This is a genomic window from Candidatus Phytoplasma bonamiae, assembly GCF_030586845.1.
Classification (GTDB): Bacteria; Bacillota_I; Bacilli_A; order Acholeplasmatales; family Acholeplasmataceae; genus Phytoplasma; species Phytoplasma bonamiae.
The window spans coordinates 15011-22954 of record NZ_JAOSIQ010000008.1 but is presented as its reverse complement, the minus strand read 5'-3'; the positions used below and the strand labels follow the sequence as shown (position 1 = coordinate 22954).

Here is a 7944-nt window from a genome sequence, read left to right as displayed (position 1 = left end):
CGACTACTAAGAAGTCGCTTTCTCCTTGGGCTATAATGACTTTAATCTCATTATTCGTTAATTTAATAACTTGCCTTTAGGATTCTCCCAGTTACGCTAAATATCAACCTTGATTCCTTAGGGGAAGCAACCATTTTATTCATGGTGAGATTCCAGGTTGGTTAAGTGATAAACTATCCAATACTTATCTATTATATTAATATTCTCTAGACTGCTCGGTTTCAGTAGTTTGCGAGACAGGTTAAGAAATTACATCTGCTTATCTTCTTAAGCCATTTCCGGCTTACCCTTAAAACCATTCGGTGGCGGTGTCTTTTTGACTAACTACTTCATCGTAACCCGCTTTTAAGAACTGCTGTAATTCTTGATAGTTTCCTTTCAAGAACCGTTCTTAGCCTGTCAGTGTTTATCGCACTGGTGATGGGTTAGTTCACTCGATATTTAGGCCTCTTTGGCGCCTAAATGAATACAATAATAAATTAAAGATTAAATTCCCAAAATAAAAATATTTTTATTTACATAAAATTCTACAAATTATTATTGTATAAATTTTAATTTAAACTGGAGCGAATGATGGGAATCGAACCCACATATCTAGCTTGGAAGGCTAGAGTAATGACCATTATACGACATTCGCATAAACGAAAATAAATCAAATCATTAAATAATAAAATGGTCGGGAAGACAGGATTCGAACCCGCGACCTCCTGGATCGTGATAGAATTATTGCGTTTCATGAATATTCATTATTACAATAAGCCCCACACAACACCGTACAAACAAGTTTCCAAGTATACGGCGTTTAAATAATTTCAATTTCAATTTTTCTAAAAAATAAAGTTTAAATTTAAATTTATTTAAAATTTAAATTTTATTAAACTTAGAAATATTAAAATATATTAAATAAATTATTAATATCTGATCTGAAATTATTTTGCCCCTTTCGCCTTGTGATTAGCTTTCCTAATCTCTCAAATGGGATCATATGATAAGAATATTCCAAAACTTATCTTAAATACACCATGACTACTATGGTTTTGCTTTTCCCTTGCCGCTTTTCTTGAATCAAAATTTATTTAAACTTTCTCTCCAAAAATATCATGCAGTTTAGGGAGATAGAAGTTACTCTAAAACATTTACCCGATAACCTTAGGCGAGATAACCTAAATCCAAATTTTTTTATAAAAAACAAATAATAGGTGAATCTTAAAACTAGTCCTTTTTATTTTTACAAAAAAGGTGATAATTATTTTAATCTTGGGACCGAATTAAAATAAAACTTAAAAATTACTAATTATTTTAATAATTTTCTTAAAATAGATTTCTTTGTTCTCTTAGACTTTATAAAAAGTTTATCCATAGTCATCATTCAACTCGCGTAAACTTATTGTAAAATATTTTTTTACTCAATACGCTTTTACACCTTGCTATAATCAATTAATCTTTCGAAATAATCAACCAGATATATGTTGCGCCATATTATCATAATGACGATGGTTGGTAAAACCAATAAATATTTTAGGCATCTTTCTCGCCCTCCCAAACCAGGCGCTCTAACCAAACTAAGCTACTTCCCGACAAAAAATAAAAATGGCACACCCAAGAGGATTTGAACCCCCAACCTTCTGAATCAGGATAGATTAAATCGGTTTAAAAAGTAAAATATAAATTCACTTTCATATTCGAAATTAGCCCCCCACAGAACCGGACAAGTAAGTTTCCAAACATCCGGCTCCTAATATCTTTTTGTTTTTTTTATTAATTTCACAACTATCAACTTAAATAAATTATTTATAATTTGTATTAAAGCATATTCTTATTATTTCTTATTATTTATTTACTCTTTTTTAAAACGGTTTAGGTTTATATCGATTTTAAACATATTTTTCGATGGAATTTAATATAAATTAAATTATTTAAGATAAAAAAATTACAAATTAATAATATATCCATCTACTCCGGAATTTCCTAAAAAAATTTAAAAATAAATAAAAATAAAATACAAAAAATAATGATTAAATAACTTATTATTTTTTTAGAAAAAATTTTTTAATTTTAGTTGCACATTTTTAAAAATAAAACGTAATACAAACTAATATAATAATTTTAACTACCAATTAGTAATTACCCTTTAATAAAAAACAAAAGATATTGAAACTTTTTCGCCTTGCAAAGGTTATTATCCTTCTCCTTGATAGGGTTATCCTAAAATATTCCAATTTTAGTATTATTCCTATGACTATTATAAGTTTCGCTTTTCCCTTGGATCAGCAAGCTATTTGCTGTTTTAAGTTTTGTTTAAAAACCTATCTTTAGGGAGATCAAAGTTACTACATAATTCTACGCGAAGTTTATAGGTTCAGTTTATAATTTTTTTCAAATCGAAATATCCATGTATTATTTTCAATAAATACAGAATAAATAGAGCTTGTTTGAAGAGTTAGTTTCACTAACTTTACAGATAATTAAAAGATACTACGAATCTGTTATCCTTTACCTTCAAAATCTCGGTTTTTTTATCAATATCTTTCCGAAGATGTCTCTGAAATTACCATACTTTTATCTTTATCTGATTAGGGATTTTCACCTTCTCCTTAACTTCTGGTCTGGCGTCGACTTGTTGACTAGATATTTCGTCTCATCTCGCTTGCGTGCTTTTGCTATTGTCAATAATTCTTTCGAAATAATTAACCAAGCCCACCTTACGGTGTTTACGTGACCTCTTGTAATTATCGTACAAGGCTATTCGTTAAATAGCAGAATTATGCGCATCTTTTGCGCCCTCCGTAGTCAGATGCTCTATCCAGTTGAGCTATGGGTGCAATATTTAAAATAAAATAATTTTAAATGGTGACCCGTACGGGATTCGAACCCGTGAATGCATGCGTGAAAGGCATGTGAGTTAACCATTTCTCCAACGGGCCTAATAATAAAATAAAATGTTAACAATATAAATTAACAAATTTTTAAATTATAAATATAATATTAAAATAAAAAATAATAAAACTATTTTAAAAGTTTGTTTCAAATTTTTTTTACATTTAAATAAAACTTAAAAATTACTTTAAAAAAATTTATCAAAAAAACAATGAAAATATAAAAATTAAATTAATTAAAACTGCTTTTTATTCTAACAACATTATTTATTAATGTCAATATTAAAATAATCATTTAAGTCGAACTTAATTGATTTTGAAATCAAAAGTTAATAATTTTAAAAATATTAAATAAACATAAAATTGAAAAAATATAATTCAAGATAATTTAACTTTAAAAAAATTTTAAAAAATCAAAAATATATTTGTAAATTTTTATGTTAGAATTAATCTTGTATAAGATTAAAATAATCAATAGTTATAATAAGTTTTTAATTTTTTAATCTTAAGAATGAAAGGATAAATTTTTATATATGCTTAGAGTAATAAATAATATCAAAAATTTTTTTAATATTACTAAACTAATAAATATTTCGATGTTTATAATGTTATTATTTACTATTAATTACATAACTTTAAGTTCAAAATTTTTATTAAAAGCTAACGAAGAAGATGACAAAGATATATTAACATATTTAACAAACATGAGTAATAACCCAGCAATAAAACAAAACGAACAATTGCTAAATGAATGCAATGGTTTACTAGAAGAATACAAAAATATCGAAACAAATATCAAAGATTTTTTTACCCAACAAGAATTTATAAACCTAAAACAAAAATTATTTGATTCAAATTCACCAGATTCACGAGAAACCCAAAAAAATGATATATTGAATCAAGTAAATTCAATTAAAAATTTAATGGAACAAGCAACTTCAGAAATAAACGAAAAATTTAAAGTTGTAGAAGACAAAATAAAAAATTATTTTGATTCAACATTAAAAAAATTAGATGATAGTATAAAATTCTTCCAAAATATAAATACAGGAAATACCCCAACAAGCATCGAATCATTAACAAAAGAGTTAAACGACTTCCAACCATTATATAGTGGTTTAGAAAATCAACACAAATATATAAACGACTTATTAATTGAAATATCTAGTGCAATAACCACAACCACAACGGAAGAGAAAGACAAAACAAAATTAACAAGCACACTAGACAGTATTCGTACGCAACTATCACATATAAATGACATATTAAAACAAGAAATTATAACTGACAATATTTTCAATAAACCTATAAACGAACAAAACCTAACATTACAAAATCTTTTGGATGATAGCTTGCAGGACAAATCAAAACGTTTAGAAAGTTTAAAAAACGAAATCAATCAAATTTTAGATACTAATAATGATTCGAATACTAATAATGATTCGAATACTAATAATAACAATGAGGATAATTTCAAATTTTCATCCAATAATAACAGTTCTTTTGCATCAAAATTATTTTATTTATTATGCGTTTTAATAACGGTAATATTTTTACTTGTAATTTATCAATTTAATAAAAAAAATCCAAATACAAATCATTTATAAATATTAAAAAATAAAATAAAAAACACTCTTTAAAATGATTATAAATTAAAGAGTGTTTTTATTTTTTTATATTTAATTGTATTACATCATCCAACAAATAAAAATGGCGGAGCAGAAGGGATTCGAACCCTTGCATCAATTTCTTGAACTACATCCTTAGCAGAGATGCCTCTTATAGCCTCTTGAGTACTGCTCCAATGAAAATTTATTATTATTTTTATAAATTTTATTTTAAAAAAATAATACGACGTAAATTATAACAAATATAAATCAATAAATAAAAAAAATATTATTTTTTATTTATCAAATATAATTCTCCGTTCTAAAACGGAAAATTAAAATTGATTAATGTTAAATTTATTTTTTCAAATTATTGGAACGTAACAAATAAAAAATACACAACAACAAAAAAATAAAAATAATAATTTTCATAAAATTATTTTCTACAAAAAAATTATTTTTTTGCTTATTATTAATTATATCTTTTGCATATTGTTGTAAAAAATTAAAAACCATATTTTCAATTTCTTGTTCTGATTTAATTGTTTCGTCTGATCTTAAATTATGATTAATCCATATATTAGCTCTTTTATTGATGAAATCAAGAGTTTCAAAATCAGGATAATCTTGAAAATAATGAGATGAAAAATATTGATTTATAATTTTATTAATTTTTTTTTCTAATTTTTGTTCAAACTGTCGTTGATAAAAATCAATTTTTTCATTTAATTGTTCAATAATATTATCTAATTCTAGATCTTGTTGGAAATAAGTTTTAATTAAGTGCTGAATTAAATATTGTTTTAATTTGAATTGTTCAAAAATAGGCAAAGAAATATCTAAATATTTATATATTTTTTCTTGCCAAAGTTTATAATATAAACTATCTTGTTGATGAAAATATTTTTCTTGATTAATAAATATTTTTATTAAAATTTCTTCAGATGAAATATTGTTTTGATTAAATGAATCAAAATCCTTTTCAAATTCTTGAATAGTTATTTTTTTTAAATATTCTTTAATTTGTTCAATTTGAAATGAAGAAAATATTTTTTTATTTAAATTCATATTATTAATTATTTCAATAGTTTTAGTACGAATAAAATCTTTAAACAAATTATAAAAATTTTCATTCAAGCGCATAACAATCTTTTCTAAACAATTTTCTTCAGAAAGATTCTGTTCTTGCAAACACAAATTAATTTCTTCTTCGATCAAATTAACAATATTTAAATTAAACAAATCATAAATAGTTTTTTCAGATAATTTCATTTTAGGAAGTATTAATTGAATCCATTTATTTTTAAATTGTTTTATCCAATCATTAAATAATCGATTTAATTCTAAATCATTTAAAGAATTAATTTTGGGATTCACTTCATCTCTCATAATATGATATTGTGTTTTTAAAAAAGGATATTTTTTCACAAAAATTTCCCATTTTTTCAATAATACAAAGTCAATTTCTTTTCGTTTAAATAAATCCCAAACAAAATATATCCGATTAATTTTATAATTACATTTTTGAATATATAACCTTAAAATATCTTCTGGATTGAAAATTTTTAAATTATCTAAATTATCGATTATAACATCTTCTTGAACATCCAAATAAAAACCTAATAAACTAGAAGGCCACATATTATTATTTAAATCAATATCATAAAAATAACCGACATCTTTTTTTAAAGAAATATAAACAGGTTTTTTATTCTTTTGGATATTATTTTTAATTAATTCGTAATATTCTAATTCTGATTTTTCAAAATCATTATCTTCGAAAAGTTGTTTTATAGAAATGCCGTTATATTCTTTAATAAAAACCAAATCTTGCCAAGAATTAGCTTTATGTTGGTGATTTTCCCAATTAACCTTACTAAGACCTAATTTTAAATCTAAAGATAATTGTAAATCAATTAATGTTACATAAGAATGTTGATGATTTGTTCTTTGAGATATAGTAACAGCTTGATTTAATAAACTAATTAAACCACGAGGAGTTTTCAATTCGTCATAATTAAATTTGAATATAATGTTAGGGATATAATTGATCAAATAATCATAAGCCATTAAATCTAACTTATAATTTATAGCTTTTAATTTTAAAAATTCTTGAATAGAAGGAAGATCCCATAAATCAACTTTAATACGTTTATCAAAACGACTCAAAATAGCTGAATCTATTTCTTCTAATATATTGGTCATAGCAACGATAAACACAGGTTTCTCTTTATCTTCATGAACGCCTTCTAAATAAGATAAAAAAGCAGCTACAACATTACCATGATCATTAGTCAAAGAATCACTAGCACGAGAACGAAAAACACTTTCGCATTCATCTATTAAAATAATACTAGGAAATTTTTTACGAGCTTCTATAAAAAGATTTTCTATTAATCTTGGAGCTTCCCCTACATAAGTTTTCGAAAAATCTGAAGATGATAAAGCAAACACGGATAACCCTGACTCTCGAGCAAATGCTTCAGCTAAATGAGTTTTACCTGTGCCTGGAGGACCATATAATATAATACCTTTAGGAGGTTTTTTCATACCCATATTTGAATATTTATTAGCATCTCGGAGATAATTTAAATAATCTTGTAATTGAGCTTTTTCTTTTTTCATACCAATTAATTCCCCGAATAAAGGCATTTGAGAAGTATCTTTAACAAATTTTTGGGCAGACACATTTAAAAAATCCTTTTTAATGTTTTCGGATTTTTGTTTATCTAACTGTTTTAAGAACGAAGATGTAATCGATTTCAAACTATCAAAAAATATATCAGTAAAACTAATTAAAAAAATGTTATTTTTTGTCATCATTCTATCCAAATCATGATTTAATGTAGTATGTTTACCAGTTAAAATATCTAATTCCGATGTAAGTTGATCAACAGTGTCTTTATTGAGTTGAAGATCTTTCTTTAATTCCTCTCGAATATTAGTTAATTCATTAGAAGTTGTTTGTAAATCTTGTTGTGCTTTCTCTAAAGTCTTTTTTTGGCTGTCAATTTGACTTTGACTATCAGTTAATTGATCTCTAAGTTTATCAATGTCTGTTTTTAACTGTTGACGTTCCTCTTCAGATAAATTCATTTGTTGACGGTATTGTTCTTCTTTCTCTCGGATTTTTCGAGTTAAAGAATTAAGATTTCCGTCTAACTCGTGTTGTTGTTTGCGAGTTTCAGACATAAGATGACTTATTGAATCGATCATTCCGCGTTGTTCGGCGATACGACTTTTTAACAAACTAACTTCTGTTTTTAAATCTATTAATTGATTTTTTAATTGTGCGTTTTGAGCGTTTAAAATTTGATTCTCTTGTTTTACTTGATCCAAATCATGATTTAATGTAGTATGTTTACCAGTTAAAATATCTAATTCCGATGTAAGTTGATCAACAGTGTCTTTATTGAGTTGAAGATCTTTCTTTAATTCCTCTCGAATATTAGTTAATTCAT

At 24.9% G+C, this 7944-nt stretch carries 2 protein-coding genes and 3 tRNA genes; 1 reads left to right on the top strand and 4 read right to left on the bottom strand.

The annotated features are described in order from the left end of the window. Positions 1-562 precede the first annotated feature (562 nt). Both OC701_RS01275 and OC701_RS01270 read right to left on the bottom strand, forming a co-directional pair. A tRNA-Gly gene (locus OC701_RS01275) sits at positions 563-637 on the bottom strand. Between the two features lie 2211 nt (positions 638-2848). Next, a tRNA-Glu gene (locus tag OC701_RS01270) sits at positions 2849-2924 on the bottom strand. Positions 2925-3409: 485 nt separating this feature from the next. Here OC701_RS01270 and OC701_RS01265 point away from each other — a divergent pair. Then, the gene (locus tag OC701_RS01265) at positions 3410-4483 is read left to right on the top strand and encodes a coiled-coil domain-containing protein (protein ID WP_304514302.1); all 1074 of its coding nucleotides are present in this window, start codon (positions 3410-3412) and stop codon (positions 4481-4483) included. Positions 4484-4587: 104 nt separating this feature from the next. On the opposite strand, the gene OC701_RS01260 is transcribed toward OC701_RS01265, so the two are convergent. Continuing rightward, positions 4588-4679 (bottom strand) — tRNA-Ser (locus OC701_RS01260). A gap of 161 nt (positions 4680-4840) precedes the next feature. Further along, positions 4841-7944 (bottom strand): AAA family ATPase (locus OC701_RS01255; RefSeq protein WP_304514301.1); only part of this gene is annotated, 3104 nt, incomplete at its 5' end.

What these genes read in the sequence shown, in the direction of transcription:
- OC701_RS01265 (WP_304514302.1), top strand. Translation starts at nt 3,410, where the DNA reads ATGCTTAGAGTAATAAATAATATCAAAAATTTTTTTAATATTACTAAA.